Source organism: Cohnella herbarum, from assembly GCF_012849095.1.
Taxonomy (GTDB): domain Bacteria; phylum Bacillota; class Bacilli; order Paenibacillales; family Paenibacillaceae; genus Cohnella; species Cohnella herbarum.
Genome location: NZ_CP051680.1, coordinates 2,019,535 through 2,040,699 on the forward strand (window position 1 = coordinate 2,019,535; position 21,165 = coordinate 2,040,699).

19 protein-coding genes are annotated in these 21,165 nt (G+C 52.1%); all 19 read right to left on the reverse strand.

The window, feature by feature from the left end:
• Positions 1 to 92: 92 nt before the first annotated feature.
• Positions 93 to 353: a stage V sporulation protein SpoVS gene (spoVS, locus tag HH215_RS09030; RefSeq protein WP_027084382.1), complete on the reverse strand. Its 261-nt coding sequence runs from the start codon at positions 351 to 353 to the stop codon at positions 93 to 95.
• A gap of 170 nt (positions 354 to 523) precedes the next feature.
• Positions 524 to 1,318 (reverse strand): TIGR00282 family metallophosphoesterase, encoded by a 795-nt coding sequence (locus HH215_RS09035; protein ID WP_169279598.1) that lies wholly within the window; start codon positions 1,316 to 1,318, stop codon positions 524 to 526.
• A 261-nt stretch (positions 1,319 to 1,579) separates the two neighbouring features.
• On the reverse strand, positions 1,580 to 3,121 hold the full coding sequence (rny, locus tag HH215_RS09040; RefSeq protein ID WP_169279599.1) for a ribonuclease Y: 1,542 nt from the start codon (positions 3,119 to 3,121) through the stop codon (positions 1,580 to 1,582).
• A 254-nt stretch (positions 3,122 to 3,375) separates the two neighbouring features.
• Entirely contained in the window at positions 3,376 to 4,548 is a 1,173-nt protein-coding gene (locus HH215_RS09045; RefSeq protein ID WP_169279600.1) for a regulatory protein RecX, read from the reverse strand.
• Positions 4,549 to 4,710: 162 nt separating this feature from the next.
• Positions 4,711 to 5,775, reverse strand: coding sequence for a recombinase RecA (gene recA / locus HH215_RS09050; RefSeq protein WP_217362288.1), 1,065 nt, complete (start codon positions 5,773 to 5,775; stop codon positions 4,711 to 4,713).
• Positions 5,776 to 6,690: 915 nt separating this feature from the next.
• Positions 6,691 to 7,944 (reverse strand): competence/damage-inducible protein A, encoded by a 1,254-nt coding sequence (locus tag HH215_RS09055; protein ID WP_169279602.1) that lies wholly within the window; start codon positions 7,942 to 7,944, stop codon positions 6,691 to 6,693.
• 53 nt (positions 7,945 to 7,997) lie between these two features.
• Entirely contained in the window at positions 7,998 to 8,576 is a 579-nt protein-coding gene (gene pgsA, locus HH215_RS09060; RefSeq protein ID WP_169279603.1) for a CDP-diacylglycerol--glycerol-3-phosphate 3-phosphatidyltransferase, read from the reverse strand.
• A complete protein-coding gene (rimO, locus tag HH215_RS09065; RefSeq protein ID WP_169279604.1) occupies positions 8,573 to 9,901 on the reverse strand; it encodes a 30S ribosomal protein S12 methylthiotransferase RimO in 1,329 nt (442 codons plus the stop codon). The genes pgsA and rimO overlap by 4 nt, the downstream gene beginning before the upstream one ends.
• Before the next feature lie 96 nt (positions 9,902 to 9,997).
• The gene (locus HH215_RS09070) at positions 9,998 to 10,489 is read right to left on the reverse strand and encodes a YajQ family cyclic di-GMP-binding protein (protein WP_169279605.1); all 492 of its coding nucleotides are present in this window, start codon (positions 10,487 to 10,489) and stop codon (positions 9,998 to 10,000) included.
• A 134-nt stretch (positions 10,490 to 10,623) separates the two neighbouring features.
• Positions 10,624 to 11,478 carry a RodZ domain-containing protein gene (locus tag HH215_RS09075; protein ID WP_169279606.1) on the reverse strand — a complete coding sequence of 285 codons (855 nt, stop codon included), beginning with the start codon at positions 11,476 to 11,478 and terminating at the stop codon, positions 10,624 to 10,626.
• Positions 11,479 to 11,519: 41 nt separating this feature from the next.
• A complete protein-coding gene (locus HH215_RS09080; RefSeq protein ID WP_169279607.1) occupies positions 11,520 to 12,290 on the reverse strand; it encodes a DUF3388 domain-containing protein in 771 nt (256 codons plus the stop codon).
• 209 nt (positions 12,291 to 12,499) lie between these two features.
• The gene (locus tag HH215_RS09085; RefSeq protein ID WP_169279608.1) at positions 12,500 to 12,754 is read right to left on the reverse strand and encodes a DUF3243 domain-containing protein; all 255 of its coding nucleotides are present in this window, start codon (positions 12,752 to 12,754) and stop codon (positions 12,500 to 12,502) included.
• Between the two features lie 91 nt (positions 12,755 to 12,845).
• On the reverse strand, positions 12,846 to 13,580 hold the full coding sequence (ymfI, locus tag HH215_RS09090) for an elongation factor P 5-aminopentanone reductase (protein WP_169279609.1): 735 nt from the start codon (positions 13,578 to 13,580) through the stop codon (positions 12,846 to 12,848).
• Complete coding sequence (gene yfmH / locus HH215_RS09095) at positions 13,577 to 14,857, reverse strand: EF-P 5-aminopentanol modification-associated protein YfmH (RefSeq protein ID WP_169279610.1); 1,281 nt, start codon at positions 14,855 to 14,857, stop codon at positions 13,577 to 13,579. The genes ymfI and yfmH overlap by 4 nt, the downstream gene beginning before the upstream one ends.
• Positions 14,858 to 14,859: 2 nt before the next feature.
• Positions 14,860 to 16,140, reverse strand: coding sequence for an EF-P 5-aminopentanol modification-associated protein YfmF (gene yfmF / locus HH215_RS09100; RefSeq protein ID WP_169279611.1), 1,281 nt, complete (start codon positions 16,138 to 16,140; stop codon positions 14,860 to 14,862).
• A 222-nt stretch (positions 16,141 to 16,362) separates the two neighbouring features.
• Positions 16,363 to 17,148, reverse strand: a complete 786-nt coding sequence (gene sleB, locus HH215_RS09105) for a spore cortex-lytic enzyme (protein ID WP_169279612.1) — start codon at positions 17,146 to 17,148, stop codon at positions 16,363 to 16,365.
• 160 nt (positions 17,149 to 17,308) lie between these two features.
• Entirely contained in the window at positions 17,309 to 20,005 is a 2,697-nt protein-coding gene (locus HH215_RS09110) for an FtsK/SpoIIIE family DNA translocase (RefSeq protein WP_445662478.1), read from the reverse strand.
• A gap of 63 nt (positions 20,006 to 20,068) precedes the next feature.
• The gene (locus tag HH215_RS09115; protein ID WP_169279614.1) at positions 20,069 to 20,329 is read right to left on the reverse strand and encodes a YlzJ-like family protein; all 261 of its coding nucleotides are present in this window, start codon (positions 20,327 to 20,329) and stop codon (positions 20,069 to 20,071) included.
• Positions 20,326 to 21,075 carry a ClpP family protease gene (locus HH215_RS09120; protein ID WP_169279615.1) on the reverse strand — a complete coding sequence of 250 codons (750 nt, stop codon included), beginning with the start codon at positions 21,073 to 21,075 and terminating at the stop codon, positions 20,326 to 20,328. The genes HH215_RS09115 and HH215_RS09120 overlap by 4 nt, the downstream gene beginning before the upstream one ends.
• Between the last annotated feature and the right edge of the window lie 90 nt (positions 21,076 to 21,165).

The following is a 21,165-nucleotide window of genomic DNA, read 5'->3' on the forward strand; positions in this document are numbered from 1 at the left end:
AACCTGCTACATCGATGTAATCGAGACGTAACGTGAGTCACGCGGCTACGATTATCACCCAGGAACAGGTCGACATCTTACCCTACTGTTGTTTACCTTGGTTCGACAATAAGCTTTATTGCCGTCCGGTCTTCTCCATCGATCACAATATCCGTAAAAGCCGGGATGCAAATCAGGTCTACCCCGCTCGGTGCCACGAATCCGCGGGCGATTGCGACCGCTTTAACCGCTTGATTGAGCGCCCCAGCGCCAATAGCTTGCAGTTCGGCGGCCCCGCGTTCGCGGAGTACGCCTGCCAGTGCGCCTGCTACGGAATTTGGATTGGACTTTGCGGAAACCTTTAATACTTCCATGACCAGTTCCTCCTCTTATGACAACCCGCTTATTTCATCGGTTGCATCGGGAATTATTCGGAAATCAAAGGATGGGCCCACTAAGGCATACTTATTCGGTAACCCGGACGATAATTCCTTCTTTTCCAAAGAGGTTTGGCCATGAAAGCTTGTAAACCTTCGCAATATTTTTATACGGCGATCCAAGAATCCTCGTCCACCGAAATATTTTGTACCTTTACCGCTTTACCTGTCGCTTCGTCAATGTCGACGAACACGCCGTTTAACGTCCATTTTCCTTCGGCTACGGTGAATCTTGCGGGCATTCCCGTGATGAACCGGCGAACGACCGTCTCTTTGTCCATGCCCAGAACGCCATCGCGCGGCCCGGTCATCCCCGCATCCGTCAGATAAGCCGTACCTTCCGGCAAAATGCGGGCATCGTTCGTCTGAACATGCGTGTGCGTGCCAACGACCAATGAAGCGTATCCGTCCAAATGCCATCCCATCGCGATTTTCTCGCTTGTCGCCTCCGCGTGGAAATCGACGAGAATGCACTTCGTATGCCTGCGCAGCTCTTCGATTTCTTCTTCCGCCGTCCGGAACGGACATTCCGCAGGGGGCAAGAACGTGCGGCCGATCAGGTTAACGACGCCTAGCTCCTTGCCGTTCCCCCTTACGATCATGCTTCCTCGCCCTGGCGTGCCATGCGGCAAATTCGAGGGCCGAATCATCCTGGCTTCATCGTCGATGAAGTCGAAGATTTCCCGGTTATCCCACGTATGGTTACCCATCGTAATGCCGTGTACGCCCCATTCGAACAGCTCCCGGGTAATCGCGGCATTTATTCCGCGCCCTCCGGCCGCATTTTCCCCGTTGGCGATAATGATGTGAGGATTATATTTGTCTTTGATCCATGGAAGCAACCGTTTGACCGTGTCTCTTCCGATATTACCTACGATATCTCCGATAAAAACGACCTTCATCCGCTTCAACTCGCTTTCCGTACCAGTAAAACGACTTCGCCGTCCGTAGACGGCGGCATACGTTTGTATCGAAAACTTATACTTTCTATGCGTACAAGCATTAACGTCTTCCAACGCCACTTAGGTAGGGTGCGGAAACGTTTATGTCGGTGACGATTCAGAAATGGATAGCGAAATTTTTACATTCTGAATCGTTATACAAAGGGAAAAGTGGCTGCATGTTGCCGCAGCCACTTTTCAGCCTTCCCTGCATTCCGTAATTTATTTGGCGTACTCAACCGCGCGGGTTTCACGAATAACGGTAACCTTGATGTGACCTGGATAGTCCAGCTCGCCCTCGATTTTCTTCGTAATATCCCGAGCTAAGCGGAACGCTTCGGTGTCGTCGATCTTCTCCGGCTGAACCATGACGCGAACCTCGCGTCCGGCTTGAATCGCGTACGATTTCTCGACGCCTTCGAACGATTCGGAGATCGCCTCCAGCTTCTCGAGCCGGCGGATGTAGGTCTCCAACGTTTCGCGGCGAGCTCCCGGACGTGCAGCGCTAAGCGCATCTGCCGCTCCGACGAGCATAGCGATAACCGATGTGGCTTCCACGTCGCCGTGATGGGACGCGATACTGTTGATAACAACAGGATGTTCCTTGTATTTCTTGCCCAATTCCACGCCGATCTCGACATGCGAGCCTTCCACTTCGTGGTCGAGCGCTTTGCCGATATCATGAAGCAAGCCGGCGCGTTTCGCAAGCGTGATGTCTTCTCCCAACTCCCCGGCCATAAGACCGGTTAGATAGGCGACTTCCATCGAATGCTTCAACACGTTCTGGCCGTAGCTCGTCCGGAATTTCAGACGACCTAGGATTTTGATCAAATCCGGATGTAAGCCGTGCACGCCAACTTCGAAAGTAGCTTGCTCGCCGTACTCGCGAATTCTCTCATCGACTTCCTTACGGGACTTCTCCACCATTTCCTCGATCCGAGCCGGGTGAATCCGTCCATCCGCAACTAATTTCTCTAGAGAGGTCCGTGCAATCTCGCGGCGAATCGGGTCAAAGCCCGACAGAATAACCGCTTCCGGCGTATCGTCGATAATGAGATCAATACCCGTTAACGTCTCAAGAGCACGGATATTACGTCCTTCACGACCAATGATGCGACCTTTCATCTCTTCGTTAGGCAACGTTACGACGGATACCGTCGTTTCCGCCACGTGATCCGCGGCGCAACGTTGAATGGCGAGGGAGATGATATCGCGAGCCTTCTTGTCGCCTTCTTCTTTCGCTTGATGCTCGATTTCCTTGATCATCTGCGCCGTCTCGTGACGCACTTCTTGTTCCACGTTCGACAGAATCATCTGTTTGGCATCTTCCGTCGACAGGTTCGAAATGCGCTCCAATTCGTTCATCTGCTGCTTATGCAGAGATTCGATCTGATCCTGTACCTCTTCGATCCGTTTCTCTTTGTTGGCGACTTGCTCCTCTTTCCGTTCCAACGCTTCTAGCTTACGATCCAGCGACTCTTCTTTTTGCAACAGCCGCCTTTCCAGGCGTTGAATTTCGTTGCGGCGTTCGCGAATATCGCGTTCCGCTTCGTTACGGAGCTTATGCACCTCGTCTTTGGCTTCCAGCACCGTTTCTTTACGTACGGCTTCCGATTCTTTCTTGGCAGCTTCAACAATCTGAATGGCAGCCGCTTCGGCACTAGAGATTTTGGCTTCCGCAATGGATTTGCGTGCGACATAACCGATCCCAAAGCAAAGGACGCCAACAACGAGAACGATCAAGACCCAGACCCATGGCATCATGGTCTTTCACCTCCTCGTTGCATCACCAAGGCAACCGCTTGGGGACACTTATTCAATTGATTTTCCGGTTTCCAAACCGTCTGATTACATGTGAACATTGCATAAAGGGTCGAAATAACACGTTCTGAATCGCTTTTTGGAAGGAAAAAACGTTCAGTTGGGAAGATGGAATACAAAATCATTTTATCTTTTGCTAAATTAGATTGTCAAGCAAGGTTCGCACGTATCTTTCGATCCCGAATCCGCGCATTCCATTAATCTTCCATATATTCCGATCCGTCGTTGTAGTCTTCGCCGAACTCGGCATCCGAATCGGACTCTCCCGATTCCGCTGAGGCTTGCTGTACCGCGGTTCTAACGACTCCCGACGGGAATCCTCGGCGCATCAGCATCGACATCAGCTTCATCTTGCGCTCCCTGTCATTTCCTTTGACGCTCGGCCACTTTTTACGCGCCAACGCCAACGCCGAATCCAGCTCGATCTGCCCGTCCAACTCTCCGATCGCTTGGTTGACATCTTCCCGTCCGACGCCCCTCTGCAGCAACTCCTGCCTGATCAGCATCCGTCCCTTGCGCTGTCCGACCGCACGCTGCTCCGTGAAGCGTTTCGCATACGAGCTGTCATCTATCATCCTGCTCGCCCGTAAACGCTCTAAACATGCCGCTACGACCTCTGGGACGTATCCCTTGAGCTTTAACGCCTTGGACAACTCGGCAGTCGTCCGCGCTTTGCGTTCCAGCATCAGCAGCGCCGATCGATAAGCGTCTTCCTTCTGCTCGTCCTGCCTTAGCGTCTCATAATCCGCGGCCGACAACCGGCGACCCTTTAACAACCGCCAACTGACTAGCGTATCCTCGTGTACGGTAAGCAACGATTCGCTTTCCCCTCGTGAGGACTGAGCCCCGGCAATGAGCGCGTCCACCTCTTCGTTCCAGTCGACGGACAACTGCATCGGTTCACTCTCATGCTGAATGCCTAACCTAGCGTCATCCTCAGCGCTCGACCCATCCAATTCCAGCTTAACCGACACCCAATACATATGAGGTTTCTTCGGATGCGACTCGATCCCAACGACAACCGCTCCTAATACCGGTAATTTCAGCGGATTCCCCGCATCCTCGTCCGAGGATTCGTTTCTAGCGTTATTTCCGAACCGTTTCGTTCCACCGCTTCGATAATTCGAACCGGCATACTTTCCGGTTTTACGATTATTAGATCCGCCGAATGTTCCACTGTTACGATTATTCGATCCGATTTCCGTGTCGCTGTTGCGATTATAAGTTCCAGCGGATGTTCCACTGTTACGGCTGTTCGATCCGATATCGGTGTCGCCGTTACGATTATTCGAATCGGTACGACCCGCTCCGCTCTTTTTATCGCTAACCTCATGCTCATCGTTTCTACCCGTTCTTCCCGATCCGTACATCTCCGCCCATTCTCCTCTCCGCAAAAACACAAAGAACGGCAATATATGCCGCCTTCTGTGTTAAGCCTATATTCGTCTAGCTAGCCAGCTAGCCAGTAAAGCTACTGGCTAGCTCCTATCCGTCTAATCGTTCAGTCCGCCCGTTAATCGAACGATATGCATTTATGCGTCTTCACCGAATTCTGTGTCGTCTTCCTCATCGGCAGAGACCGCAGCAGAGCTGGCTGCGGCAGCAGTTAACGATGAAGAGAGCAACGCTTCCCGAATTTGTTTCTCGATTTTATCGGAAACCTCAGGGTTGTCCTTTAAGTATTGCTTCGCATTCTCGCGCCCTTGGCCGAGACGTTCGCTATTGTAAGAGAACCATGCGCCGCTCTTCTGGATAATGTCCTGCTCAGCACCGATATCGATAATGCTTCCGACCTTCGAAATTCCTTCGCCGTACATGATGTCGACGTCAGCTTGCTTGAACGGAGGCGCAACTTTGTTCTTCACGACCTTGATCTTCGTGCGGTTACCGACTACGTCGTTCCCTTGTTTGATCGCTTCGACGCGACGAACGTCCAACCGAACGCTGGCATAGAACTTCAAAGCGCGACCGCCTGGAGTCGTCTCCGGGTTACCGAACATTACGCCGATCTTCTCGCGAAGCTGGTTAATAAAGATTGCTAGACATTTCGACTTGCTGACAGCACCGGACAGTTTACGCATTGCTTGCGACATCAAACGCGCTTGCAAACCGACGAAGGAATCTCCCATATCGCCTTCGATTTCCGCTTTCGGAACGAGGGCCGCAACGGAGTCTACTACGATAATATCGACGGCGCCGCTTCGTACTAATGCTTCCGCAATTTCCAAAGCTTGTTCGCCCGTATCCGGCTGGGAAAGAAGCAATTCGTCGATGTTTACGCCGAGATTTCTCGCATAAACCGGATCCAATGCATGTTCCGCATCGATGAATGCCGCCGTTCCTCCAGCACGCTGAACTTCCGCTATCGCATGAAGGGAAACCGTCGTCTTACCGGACGATTCAGGTCCGTATACTTCTATTATCCGCCCACGGGGATATCCGCCTATTCCAAGAGCGATGTCCAGTGCCAGCACCCCGCTGGATACTGTCTCAATAGCAATATTTGCGCTTTCGCCCAGTTTCATTACCGAACCCTTACCGAACTGCTTTTCAATCTGGCGCAAGGCCATGTCTAATGCGGCGCGACGATCCGACAACACACCCACATCCTTATCCTTTGATAGTTTTATCATACCGTGTTTCCAAGAGTTTGCCAAGCTTTTTGAGAACATTTGTTCGATTTTATTTCGAAAAAAGAACCGCAGCAAAGTAATCTTCGCTACGGTTCTTCCGCAACTTTCAAATAGACTTTACCATACGCCCGAACAATTGACAAGCATCGACAATTTTCTGTCACATTTACGGCAGTGAGGAAATCTCAACTCTTCGTCCCTCTAGCCATTATCCCTTTTGGCTCAGTTTAAACAGCTTCTCCGAAACCGAGCTGTTATTTTGTCTTAAGCTTCAACCCAGTGCCTCTACTTTGAAAAATAGAAGTGTGTGACGTGCTTATGAAGTGTGACAAACTTTTCTTTTCCGATTTAGTACCGTATAGCGTGCTAATTTCGTCCGCTATCCTACTTTTTCCGAATTAGTTCCATTTGGCGTGCTTTTTCGGTGCTACTAGCCTACTTTTTCCGAATTAGAACCGTGTGGCGTACTTATTCAGTGCCACTAGCCTATTTTTCCGAATTAGAACCGTGTGACATACTTATTCGGTGTCACTAGTTATTAGTAATGAACCTGGTATGCGCATCCGACTTCCAAAGCGGCTAATCTGAACCGGTGGGATAAATGGTTATATCAACAAACGGCCCGGCCCCACCTGAGCCAATGGGATATTGGCTAAAGCAGCCTCTTGCCCACACCGCCTGAGCAAGTGGGATAATGGCTACACCAATCTCCTACCCCACACCGCCTGAGCAAGCGGGATAATGGCTACACCAATCTCCTACTCCAAACCGCCTGAGCAAGCGGGATAATGGCTATACCAACTCCCACTGCCCCGCAGCACCTGAGCCAACGGGATAATGGCAAAAACCAACTACCCGCCTGCCCAGCTCCGAGCGCTATCAGCACCGACCCGTCAAAGACTGCCACAACAGGTACAAAGAGCGTTTAGCCGCCCGCAAACGAATTCCTTCCCGATCGCCGGAAAGCTGCAACTGCTCTACCCGAGTTTCGCGGCCGCGTTCGGCTAGGCCAATATAGACGAGACCGACAGGCTTATCTTCCGCAGCCGCTGGCCCCGCATTGCCCGTAATGGACAACGCGAAGTCGGAATCGGCCGAAGCCCGCATGCCTTCAGCCATCGCCACAGCCGTCTCCGCGCTGATCGCACCGGGAGCGCCCGGCCCTTCGAGCAACTCTGCCGGAACGCCCAATTGCTTCATTTTCATCCCGTTGCTATAGGTAACGATGCCTCCGAGAAACACGACCGCGCTTCCCGGTATCGTCGTAATCAGCTCGGATACCATGCCCCCCGTGCAGCTCTCCGCCAGCGTCAATGTCCGTTGCTGCTCCGTCAACGTCCGCACGATCGTCGCTTCGATAGGCACGTCCTCCTCGGCGAACAAATACGACGATGTTCTGCCGCGAATCTCCGTCAAAGTCCCCGCAAGCTTCCGTGCCGCTTCTTCCGCATCAGCGGCTTTCGTGGAAACGCGGATCGCAACCTCTCCCTCCTTGGCATAAGGAGCAATCGTCGGATCCTGCTGTTCGCGAATAAGGTCGATCAATAAATCCTCCAGCCCGGACTCCCCGATTCCGGCAAACTTGAGCATCGCCGAATGAAGCGTCTTAGCCGGTCCTAACTGCTCTTTCAACCAGGCGGATGCATCGTTGTCGAACATCGGCTTCATTTCGCGAGGCGGCCCCGGCAATAACAAATAACAGGTCCCATCCACGTTCAGAGCGTTACCGACGGCAAGGCCGGTATCGTTCCGCAAAGGGGTAGCCCCTTCCACCAGCAGAGCTTGTTTGCGGTTGCTTTCGACGAACGAACCGCCGCGCGCGGAGAACATGCTCACGATCTTGGCCATCGAAGGCTCGTGCAGTTCGATGCCCCGCCCTAAGTATTCGGCAAGCGCATCCCTCGTCAGATCATCGAGAGTAGGCCCCAATCCGCCCGTAAACACGAGCAAATCCGCCCTCTCCCTGGCGATATCGATAGCTTGAATCAATCTTTCTTTGTTATCGCCCACGACAGTCTGATAATAAACATCAATGCCCAGTTCTGCCAAACCGCGCGACAGATACTGGGCGTTAGTGTTTACGATCTGACCAAGGAGCAGTTCCGTGCCGACAGCTATGATTTCTGCTCTCATGCTCTTAATCGCACCTCGATATGTCCATATGTACTATAGCGACGCAAGACCGCTTAGTTAGAAACCGGAATTAAATTTTTGTTTTTCACGAAATAGTCAACGCCCGAGTAGACGGTAATCAATACGGCCGCCCAGACAACGACAAGATCGATGCGAAGGTCGATGAAGTTAAACGGAAAATTGTTCAACAGCAGTACGATAATCATCGTGATTTGAACGGCCGTTTTCCACTTGCCCCATTTACTCGCGGCAAGCACCGCGCCTTCCAACAGAGCGACTTGTCTTAAGCCGGTAACCGCCCATTCGCGACTAATAATTATGATCGCTACCCACGCGCCTAGTTTACCCATTTCGACCAACGCAATGAGCACGGCAGCCATGAGAAGCTTGTCCGCAAGCGGATCAAGCAGCTTCCCAAGGTTCGTTACGATCTTTCTTTTGCGCGCGATATACCCGTCTAACCCGTCCGTGCTTGCCGCGATAATAAAGAGCAGCAGCGCAAACACTTGATTATAGGAAATGGAATATTCACCGATTGTAAGCGAACCAAGATCCACTCGGACCAATAGGAAAATCGTCACGATCGGCACTAGAAAGATTCTAACAAGCGTGATCCGATTGGCGAGGTTCACGCGATTCCCTCCCCTGACAAATCATACTCGTAAGCATGAGTAATTCTAACTTTGCTCATTTGGCCGATTTGCACCGGACAATTCGAAATATACACTTCTCCGTCCACCTCTGGGGCATCATATTGACTGCGGCCAATGTATACGTCGCTGCGGCCGTCATAACGTTCGACCAGCACTTCGATCGTACGCCCGACGTATTTCGCGGCATTATCTTTCGCCACTTCGCGCTGTATCTCCATCAACGTGTTCTGACGGAACTGCTTCACTTCATCCGACAGTTGGTTCGGCAAGCGATTCGCCGGAGTATCTTCCTCTTGCGAATACGCGAACACGCCTAAGCGGTCGAACTTCATCTCGCGAACGAACTCGCACAATCTCTCGAAATCTTCTTCCGTCTCTCCCGGGAAACCGACGATCATCGATGTGCGAAGCGCCACTTCGGGAATACGCGACCGGATTTTGCCTACAAGCTCGCGAACGTCGCGTTGACGCCCGGGACGGCGCATTCTCTTTAAGATAGAATCCTCGCTATGTTGCAAAGGCATATCGATATAGTTGCAAATCTTAGGATTGGTCGCGATCGCCTCGATCAGCTCGTCCGTGAAGAACCCCGGATAAGCATAGTGCAGGCGCACCCATTCGATTCCAGGCACTTCGCTTACGCGGTTCAGCAATTCCGGAAGCTTGAATCCATCATATAAATCGGTTCCGTAATTCGTAGAATCCTGCGCGATCAAGCTGACTTCCTTAACGCCTTGATCGGCCAGCAATTTCACCTCGGCCAGAATCGACTCTACCGAACGGCTGCGGAATTTTCCCCGCATGATCGGAATACTGCAGAACGTACAGGCATTGTCGCATCCTTCCGCGATTTTCACGTAGGCCGTATGACGAGGAGTCGTAAGCAACCGTGGCAGATTCTCTTCATAATTAAATACGGGGTTCCCTACATAGACCGGTTTGCGTCCGCGTAGCGCCTCGTCGATAATATCGTTGATTCGATGAAAATCTCCCGTGCCGACGATCCCGTCGATCTCCGGCATCTCGTCCATCAATTCTTTTTTATACCGTTGGGTCAAGCAACCGGATACGATTAACGCCTTTAAACGCGCGGTATCCTTAAGCTCTGCCAAATTCAAGATCGTGTTAACCGATTCTTCCTTCGCCGCATCGATAAAACCGCATGTGTTCACGATGATTACAGTCGCGTCCTCCGGCTTCTCGACCAAGGAAAACCCTCTTTGATGAATAAGCCCCGACATAATCTCGGAATCGACTAAATTTTTCTCGCAGCCAAGCGTGACGACGCTGACTCTCTCTATCATGGATGTCTTCCCCCAAACGTTCGTCCGTAGTTATCCACAACAGTATAAACGAACCCCCTATACGTGTCAAAACCGATCGTTCTAAGGTTCCGATCTTTAGCGATAGTTGATAAATTGAAGTTCAAGCGGCAACCCCGCTCCCTTTAAGAGCGTCATGACGGCCTGCAGATCGTCTTTGCTCTTGCCCGTAATCCGTAACTGATCCCCCTGAATTTGGCTTTTTACTTTCAACTTGGAATCGCGGATCAGAATGTTCATTTTCTTCGCTTGCTCCTGGTCGACCCCCTGCTTCAACTTGATTTCTTGACGAACCGTGCCGCCAGAGGCCGGCTCGATCTTCCCGTAATCCAAATTCAAAATCGGAACTCCCCGTTTAATGAGCTTCGATTGCAAAATATCGACGACGCTCTTCAGTTTGAAGTCGCTGTCCGACGCGACGACAAGCTGCTCGCCTTCCAGCGAGATGTTGCTTTTACTGCCTTTGAAGTCGAATCGCGTTTCAATCTCCTTCATCGCTTGCTGAACCGCGTTATTCACTTCCTGCATGTCCACTTTCGATACGACGTCAAACGAATATTCCGATGCCACAACGATCCTCTTCCTTTCATCTATACCCATTTATGTTCATATTATAGCACGAGAGCACGGTAGGATTAAAACAAAAAGCCCTCGGATGAGGGCCGAAAAGTCATTCCCGATCACAATTGTTGCTTAGCATCTGCTTACTGCCCCTGAACAGGATCGGACACGGGGGTAAATAAATATTTCGTAGAGCCCGCAGCATTGCCGTCGTCGAAAGTCACATCATCTACGTAGAACGCAACGAAATCGGTTCGACCAATGTTTACGTATAGCGGAGTCGTCAAATCGAAAGATATGGGCTTATGTTCCGTTACGCTCTTCGAAAACAACTTCTTGCCACTTCGGTTGTTCTCTCGAACTTCAATCCAAACGTCACCTGTAATATCAAGCTTAAGCTGCTTTCCGGTACCCGGCGAAACTTCGTAATAGTTTGTGCTTCCCCGCTTTTCCTTGAACGTCAGCGTAACCGCGCTAGCCGGAGGAGTCGGCGTAACAGTTTCAGACGGCGGAATCGAAGGCGTAATGCTAGCGGAAGAGCTAGGCGGCGAAGTTTCCGTAGAGATCGGAGGATTGGAATTGAGCTCCTGCGTATCCGGTTCCTTGTTGTTGGTCCAGTAAATATAAATAACGGCAACGATCAGGATGGGGAATGCCCACATCAGAAGCGAAACGGCTACTTTGCCCCAGCGATCATTGTGCTGAACGCTTCTTCTGCTCGCTTTAATCCGCGGCTCGACGGTGACCGTTTCCGTAGCGGGCGCCTGAGGCAATTCTTTATGGTACAGTCTCAGCACTTCTTCGGCATCCAAGCCTACGGTTTCAGCATAGGTTTTCACGAACGCCCGTACGTAAAACGATCCAGGCAATACTTTATAATCGCCGGTCTCGATCGCGTCCAAATATCTTTTGCGAATTTTCGTATATTCTTGGATGTCATCAAGCGTATATCCCCGCTGCTCCCGCGCTTTGCGAAGCAGGGCGCCCAAATCGGACATGCCTTTCACCTCCTCGTGTTCATGGTGTTGGCGGTATGTAGTTAAAATTCTTCGGTATAACCTGCCGTCGTGAAGCTTTCATAAGAAATTTCTTCGTCTGGCGTATTGCGCAATTCAACGATACAGTCGAAAACATCATAATCGAATTGAGATTCCCGCACGAAAATATCCGGATGTTCGATCACTTTGGTAGATGGCATGGCCATAATTTCTTGAAGCAAGGCGTAATGTTTCTCGTTCGAACGGATCGTGCTGACGATCCCGTCGATGATGAAGACGTTATTCGGATTCATTTCTTCTTCCGACAATTGGCTTCTTACGGTCTGGCGAAGCAGCGTGGAAGATACGAAAGCCCAGCGTTTATTCGAACACACGCTTCCGGCAATTATGGATTCCGTTTTTCCTACTCTCGGCATACCGCGAAGTCCGATCGTTTGGTTCCCGTCTCGCTTGAACAGTTCGCCGAGAAAATCGACCAGAAGACCTAGCTCGTCCCTGGTAAACCGGAATGTTTTCCGATCGTCGGAATCCCGCTCGATATAACGTCCGTGCCGCACTGCCAAGATATCCGTCAGTCGCGGCGGACGAAGCGTATTCACCGTGATATTCTCGACCTTCCGGAGCATTTTGCCAAGCAACTCGATTTTCTCTTCGTCGTCGGTTTGCAGCAGCATTCCCCGGGTTCTATCTTCCACTCCGTTGATCGTTAGAATGTTAACTTCCAGCATCCCAAGCAATGAAGCGATATCGCCTAACAATCCGGGGCGATTTTTGTGGATCTTATACTCCATGTACCATTGTTTGGGTTCCATCTTGCACCTCATTCAAATTACGGAAAATAATTAGGATTAATAAATGCCATGGGGTTAAGACATTTTTTCCGGCACTTTCTTTTATTCTACAACGCTCATCATTATCCTGCAAAATAAAACCGATTATTACTCCAAAAGTCCTATTATTTATTCGCGATGATGTGCAGAAAGCCTCCAACCGGAGGCTCTCCCTTGCTATTTTTCTCTCATTAAGTGTTGCTATCCGCCAATTTGACCATCAAACGCGCCATTGTCTTACGGTCGGCTTCATCTCCGACATCCCACAGTTCCTTGAGGACACGTTCCTCATTGTTCTTAGGATCGACTTTCTGATCCAGAAATGACCCGATCTCATACGCGAGCTTGGAAATAGCATCTTCGTCGATACCGAGCTTCTTAGCCGCTTCCACGCGATCTCCCAAAAACTTCTTCCAATTATCGAAATTGCTGAGTACGGACGACATTAAGCAACCTCCTAAATATCATTGGGATTAAAGACTCAATGCTAATATGTCCGTCTAAGCCGTTAAGTATGCGAATCCGTTAGTGAAAATCCTACATCTGCCAGCCGCCGTTCAATCCGATCGTTTGACCCGTAATATAGCCGGCTTCCTCGGAGACGAGGAAGCTGACGAGCCACGCAACTTCTTCCGGATGACCAAGCCGTCCCAGCGGAATGTCATGGCATAACTGCTCTCGATCCGCCGCATCGAGAGCGGACAGCATATCCGTGGCCACCGCTCCGGGGCAAACGGCGTTAACCGTAATTCCCGAAGAAGCCATTTCCTTGGCTACGGACTTCGTGAATGCGTTAAGACCGCCTTTCGAAGCGGAGTAGGCAGCCTCTCCGGCGGCCCCGACAACTCCCCAGATGCTGGACAGGTGCACGAAACGTCCCCACCTCTTCCATCTCATCGCAGGTCCGAACCATTGGGTCAAGTAATAAGCGCCCTTCAGATTCACGTTCATCAAGTCATCCCACAACTGCTCGTCCGTATCTTCGAGCAAGCCGTAGTGAGCCATTCCCGCGCAATGCACGACAATGTCCGGCGACCACTGAAGCCGATCCATCCGAGCTTTCAGCTCCCAGGCGGAGGCTTTCGACCGAAGATCGGCCTGCAAAGCGATTGCCTGCACGCCGAAGCTCCTGCAGTCGCTCGCCACACCTTCCGCCGCATCTTCCGCCGCATAATACTGGAGGGCGACATCGGCGCCATCCGATGCCAGCTGACGGGCAACCGCGGCACCGATGCCGCGGGATGCGCCCGTCACTAACGCTACGCGCTTCAAGCCGTCCCGCTCCGCACGACCGATACGGCCCGATGGTCCGGTTGAGCGTGTTCCTTGATCCGCTCGTTGATCTCGTCCACGGTTAAACTTTCGTAAATTTCCACCAAGTTAAACAAATCTCCGCCTTTATGACGGTAACGAGTAAACTCGCTTGCGATCGATTCCGGACTGTTCAGCATCCTCAGATAAGCCCCGATTTTCTTCCGGCGCGTCCGCTCGAAGATTTCCGCCGGAATTCCGTTTTTCGCGGCTTCGTACAGTGCTTGGCTTACCCTTTCGACCAGTTCGTCCGGGTCTCTCGTTTCGCCGCCGATGATCGAGAAAGAATAACCGGGACCCGTATTATATTCATGGCCGAAACCGTCCGAGATCAGATTGTCGTCGTACAGTTGCTGATATAGCGCCGAACTGGAGCCAAGCAACGCTTCCAACATCAACTTGCTGGCGAGCTCGCGCCGGACGGCATCTTGCTCGTCGCCCGGATGTTCCTTAAACCCGAACAAACATTTCGGCAAGGATACGGGGAGCTGTAGCTCCCTCTTCTTTTCCTTAACCTGACCGGGCTCATCTTCAAACAAGCGCTTGATTTCACCGCCCGGGGCGAAAGTTTTGTTCGCTTGATCCCGTTTGATGCGATCCATCGTTTCCTGCGGATCTACGCCACCCACGACGAAAAAGGTCATGTTGGTCGGATGGTAGAACGTATTGTAGCAGTCGTAGAGCATTTCCTTCGTGATGGAACGAACGGATTCCGCCGTACCCGCGATATCGATGTGCACCGGATGATTCCGGTACATCGCCTCGATGAGTCCGAAATAGACGCGCCAGTCGGGATTATCTCTGTACATATCGATTTCCTGAACGATAATCCCTTTTTCCTTCTCCACGTTCTCGTCCGTAAAATACGGATTTTGCACGAAATGAAGCAACGTATCCAGGTTCGCTTCTACCTCGCCGGTCGCCGTGAACAGATACACCGTTCTGTCGAAGCTCGTGTAAGCATTCGCCGAAGCGCCCTGGGAAGCGAATTTGGAGAAAATATCCCCTTCCGGTTCCTCGAACATCTTATGCTCGAGAAAATGCGCGATCCCGTCCGGCACTTTGATCGTTTCTCCTCCGGGAGGCGTGAAATGATTATCGATGGAACCGTAACGCGTCGTGAACGTCGCATACGTTTTCGTAAATCCCGGCTTCGGGAGGATGAATACCTCCAAGCCGTTATCCAGCTTCTCGTACCATAACGCTTCCTGTAGCTGCGGATATGCTTTAGCCGTCATGCTCAGCCCTCCTCTTTCCGATCGCGCAAGAAGTAGATCGTATCCAATGCAACGTTCTGGGCGACGGCCGTTACCATCTCCGGCGTTACCGCTTGGATTTCGGCGATAAAGCTCTCCCCGGTTCGTTCTACGCCGGACAATACGTTGCTGAAGTCGAACGCGATACGCTCGAACGCCGAATCCTGCAATTCCCTTAGCTGCCCGACGATCATCGCCTGCGTCCTGCGCAAGTCCTCCAAGGCGAAATCTCCGGCTTTCATCGCCTCAATCTGCTCTCGAATGATCTTTACGGCCCGCTCGTAATTCGCGACTTCTACGCCCGATTGCAAAGTAAGAATACCTTTATGGCCATCCAAGCGAGACGATGCGTAATAAGCCAAACTCGCCTTCTCGCGAACGTTTACGAACAGCTTGGAATGCGGAAAACCTCCCAGCAGCCCGTTGTATACGAGCAAGGAAGCATAATCCTTGCTCCCATATGTCGCGCCGACTCGCAACCCCATGTTCAGCTTGCCTTGACCGACATCGAGCTTCTCGACGATCGTCTGAACTTCCGCTCGGGCCGATCTTAGCATTGGCTTCGAATAGTTGGACGGCTGCCCCTCCGGAAGGCTGAACGACTTCTCGACCAACGCTTGCACGTCGGCAAGCGTCGTATCGCCGGAGACGTACAAGTCGAAGGATGCCTCCTGCAACCATTGCCGGTAGGCTTGGTACAGCGTTTCGGCATTGATATCCGCCAACTGTTCTTTGCGGCCGAGCGCGAGCAACTTGAACGGCTCATCTTTGCACATCTCTTCCACGCATCGCTCGGCGGCGTAACGAATCTTATCGTTAATGATCGCTTCGATTCTTTTGCTGACCGTCGATTTCTCCGCTTCCACGAATTTGCTGCGGAAAACTCCGCCGTCCAAAGCCGGAGCGGTCAATACCTCTCCTAGGAAAGACAAAGCTTCCCCGAGTAACGACTCCGTAGACGACACGAAGCGGTCATTGATAATATCCAACCTGAATTGAACGATCTGATGATCGCCCCGCTTATACAAATCAAAACCGAATCCCGCGCCGTATAGATCATCCAACCGTTCGCGGAAAGCTATCGTCTCGGGATAGGATTTCGTGCCTCTTCTGAGAACGAACGGAGTTAAGGCAACCGGCGTCACTCTATCCTCGGACAACGGGACTCCCGCGAACAAAGATATGGCGAAGGTTTTGAACCGTTTCGTCGGCAGCACGTGCAGCCGCAGCCGCCCCCATACGCCTCTCTGGAACTGTTCCGACATCTTCTCAGACTCCTTTAAGTAAAATCGCTTGTTCAAGCGTCCATCGTGACATTTCAGCCCCATTCTAACCGATTGGACGAACAGGAAGCAAATGTTGGAAACGCGGCTAGTCCATAAACAACACAACCAACCGCAACGCCTTAGGCGCGCAAGTTGGTTGCAAGGGCAATCGTGAAGATCAAACGCGATAATTATCTGCGCTACCGTGTTTCCGAGAAGCGACTATCTGCAGAAAATATGCCTGCCGATCGTCTTATACTGCGGTCGGGTCCATATCCATTTGGAAGTCGCCGTCTCCGGATTGAAGTAATATAAGCATCCGTCGCTAGGATCCCAGCCGCTAACGGCGTCTTTGACGGCTTTGACCGCTTGAGCGTTAGGCGTCAACCAAATCTGCCCGTCGGCGACGGCCGTGAACGCCCCCGGTTGGAAAATAACGCCCGTCGCCGTATTCGGAAATTGCGACGATTTCACCCGGTTGATAATAACCGCGGCAACGGCAACCTGACCCTCGTAGGGCTCGCCGCGAGATTCCCCGTACACCGCGTTCGCCATCATTTTCAAATCCTTCTCGGTGAATCCGAGATTGTTCGATGCCGGAAGCTTACTGCTCTCTCCACCGCCGGAAGCGGGAGCTTTCGAGGCTTCGCCTCCGCCGTTTCCCGTTTGAGGCAAATCGGCGGCAGTCGGTTTCCAATCTTTCGTCGCCGTCCAAAGCTTCAGCTTCGTCTTGGCGCCGACGACGCCGTCCGATTTCATGCCGAATTTCCATTGGAACCAGGTAACGGCGTTTTTCGTGCTCGCGCCGAACTGGCCGTCGACTTTGCCGTTGAAATACCCCAGAGCCTTCAGGCGCCCCTGCAGCTCGTAAATGTCCTTGCCTGAAGAGCCTTCTTTGAGAATCGCGTTGCTGAACGTTTCCCGGCTTTGGGTGGAGTGCTGTATCGTATAAAGCCCAAGCAAGCCGAATACGACGCATACTGTCAAGATCACTAGACGATAACTCACTCAAGGTCACGCCTTTCCTTTTCCATGTTGGCCTTCGACCGTTAGTATGAGAAAGGGGAAAGGCTCTTATACCCAAAATTGTATCCTTTCTGCACGCATGCCAAAGCCCGCTCCCCAAATCGGGTTGCGGGCTTTGAATTGTAATCATGGGCAGCTTGTTTTAAGAAGGAATCCGATGCTGGTATTGCTCCATCGTCATCAGCACCTCGCGGGGCTTGCTGCCCTCGTAAGGGCCTACGATGCCTTTGGCTTCCATGGAGTCGATCAGTCTGGCAGCGCGCGTGTAACCCACGCGCATGCGCCGCTGGAGCAGCGAGACGGAAGCCTGTTTAGCTTCCAGTACGATCTGCACCGCTTGATCGAACAATTCGTCCAAAAACTCTGCTACTTCGTCGCTAGCCGTATCGTCGATTTCCGGTACGAGATCCTCATTGTATTCGGCCTCCGCCTGTCCGCGGCAGTATCCGACGACGGCTTCCACTTCTCCGTCGGACAAGAACGCTCCTTGGACGCGGATCGGCTTGGATGCTCCCATCGGCAGGAATAGCATATCGCCTCGGCCGAGAAGTTTCTCGGCGCCGACCATATCCAATATCGTCCGCGAATCCACTTGGGAAGATACCCCGAACGCGATCCGGCTTGGAATATTTGCTTTGATGACGCCTGTAATGACGTCTACGGACGGACGTTGCGTCGCGATGATCAAGTGGATGCCGGAGGCGCGAGCCATCTGCGCCAATCGGCAGATCGCGTCTTCCACGTCTCCCGCGGCAACCATCATCAAGTCCGCGAGCTCGTCCACGATGACTACGATATAAGGCAGAACCGCATCGGGATTGTCTCCGCTGAGCATTAGCGCATTATATCCTTCGATATTCCTCGTTCCCGACTTCGAGAACTTTTCGTATCTCTTTTCCATTTCCACGACGATTTTCTTGAGAGCTAGCGAAGCCCGTTTAGGATCGGTTACGACAGGAGCTAGCAGATGGGGAATCCCGTTATACACGTTTAGCTCAACCATCTTCGGATCGATCATTAGGAACTTCACTTCGTCGGGCTTGGCCTTATATAACAAACTCGTAATAATCCCGTTAATACAAACCGATTTTCCCGATCCCGTGGCTCCCGCGACGAGCAAATGCGGCATTCTAGCGAGATTGCCTACGATCGGTTGCCCCGAAATATCCCGGCCGAAAGCAATCGTCAGCTTTGCTTGCGATTCCTGGAACGGTTGAGTCTCCAATACTTCGCGTAACGTAACCACGCTCACTTCATTGTTCGGAACCTCGATCCCGATAGCCGCCTTACCCGGAATTGGAGCTTCCATCCGAATGTCTTTCGCCGCGAGCGCCAAAGCGATATCGTCCGTTAAGCTAACGATCCGGCTAACCTTGACTCCAACGTCCGGCTGAAGTTCGTATCGTGTAACCGCAGGGCCGCGGGCTACGTCCAGCACCTTAGCCCTTACGCCGAAGCTTTCAAGCGTAGCTTCCAGCTTGCGCGCGATATTCATATAATCGGCCGGATTGCCCGATTTGCCTCCGCCGGACGGCTTATCCAGCAGATTAGCGCTAGGCAACCGATAAGGCTTCTGGATTTTCTTAACCGGCTTAGGCGGAGCGGGAGAAGCTTCAGGCGGGGAGTCCGCATCGGGTAGTAAATCCAGTTCGATATCCGTCGCTTCTTCCGGATCTTCCGTCACGACGGCGGAAGACGTAATCGCATTCGTGGCTTCTACGGCTAACGGCATCGTCTGCTGCTCCATCTCGGCTTCGTCATCCCATTCGTAATCGGGATACCCTTGAGCCGTAAAGTCCGTAAAACGAGGAGCTATCGGAATATCCTCCTCGGATTCGTCATCCGGAACTTCCGGCACATGCCGTTGCGACCGAAGTCCGAATTCTCTCTGAGCCGATTGTGTGATCGGAGTTTCAGAAATGGGAGACTGAGCTTGCGGAGACGTCGAAGACGACTTGCCGGTAAATTTAATCGGCTCATCTTCTTCCCAATGTTCTTCCTGCGGAGCATAGGGATCGCGTTCCGGCTTCCCATGGAACAATTGGAAGAACAGCGGAGTTTTCCTCGGCCGCGGGATCAACGCGGGCTCCTCCATGCCATCGTCCTCGGGCATTGTCGGAATTTCCGCCTGGGCAACCGGCCGGTTCGCCCTTCCTCCCCGTCCCGTTCCGGCAACAGGCACGACCCGAGCCGACAGAAGCTTCCGGCCGGAAGAGAACCGAGCCGCTAACAACGGCATTACTCTTAACAGGAATGTCCGAAGAGAACGTCCGATCTCGACGTATGATCGATTGGTAATCAACATGATCGCTATCGCGATCTCGATCATGAGCACGAATTTGGCTCCGTAATAGCCGAAGAGCCAATACAGCATGGAGTATTGAACAGCGCCCACGATTCCTCCGCCGACATCGGCATTAAATACCTTGATATTATCCGCGGAAGGCGCTTGCCAGAGCATTTCCCTTAATTGCGCCATCGTCTGGTTGACGATGCTCGATGGGGTTACCGAATCCATAAGACCAAGGCTATTGTCGATAGCAGCCATCGCGCTCCATAACGTCGCGATCAAAGAGACCAGAACGTAGCCCGAACGTCGAGAAGTCCATCCGCGGGGCCAGTTGCGTTTAATCATGACGTGCAATCCGACCCAAATGCCGGCTAAAGCCAACAAGTAGTAATGCTTCCCTAACAGAAAGCCGAACAGCTTGGAAAGCGAGCGTCCGACCGCGGCTTCTCCGGAGATGGCAATGACTGAAATCGTAATCAGGAGAATACCGTATACTTCGTATTTTAAGCTTGCTCCGAACGAAGCCCGCTTCTTCTTGCGTTTGGCCAAATTTGCCACCTCCCGGTTCAACATTATATCACAATTGAGGGGCGGTTGGCAGACTATCGGGCGTTACATTCCAAAGTCGGGAAGCTCGGGAGCGGGGCGTGGTTCTAAGGTAGGATGATAACAGACCGTTTGGCCTGGGGCATACTCCGCTAACAGATAATAATCCAACGGGGCGGACAGCAATCTCACGATCTTCCCAATGCCCGGCGCAAGCGGAAGCAGTTGCATCGTCACGCCTTGGACGGTCGCCTCCACGTATGGAGGCGGATCGTTCTGTATCCCGTCCAGAACGAGTTCCAGGGGCAATATCGTATATAGGGTCATCGGTTAGTCGCCTCTTCCGCCTCGTTTTTTTTTCGATTGCTAATCCGTAGATTCAATTCCTTAAGCGCATCCCCCAGCCCGCCTACCGCATCGATAAGCCCGTGTTTAACCGCATCTCCGCCGATCACCGTCGTACCGATGTCCCTAGTCAGCTCGCCGGTCTTAAACATAAGCTGCTTGAATAGCTCCTCCGTAATCCGAGAGTGACGAGTGACGAAACGGGTAACCCTTTCTTGCATTTTCTCCAAATAATCGAAAGTTTGCGGTACTCCGATCACTAGTCCGTTCATTCGAATCGGATGGATCGTCATTGTGGCCGTTTCTACGATAAAAGAATAATTCGCAGACACCGCGATCGGTACGCCGATCGAATGGCCGCCGCCAAGGACGATCGTAACCGTAGGCTTCGTAAGGGAAGCAATCATCTCGGCGATCGCAAGACCGGCTTCCACGTCTCCGCCGACGGTGTTCAGCACGATCAGAAGCCCTTCCACCTTGGCATTCTGCTCGGCGGCGATCAATTGAGGAATGACATGCTCGTATTTGGTCGTTTTATTCTGAGGCGGCAGCATGAGATGACCTTCGATCTGCCCGATGATCGTCATGCAGAAAATATTGCTCTCCCCGGAAGGGATGGAGGTTTGCCCTAATTGTACGATCGATTCCGTAACGGCGGCTGCCTTGCGTCCTTCTTCGGATGGGGCCGGCTGTTCTGCCGTCTCCCCGGGTTTCGTTTTCTCGCTCACTGATTAGGCCTCCTAATAGATGTACGACTCGACCTAGTATGAGCGTTTTATGTAAAAAAAACCGTCTTCCAGACGCATTAGCGACGGAAA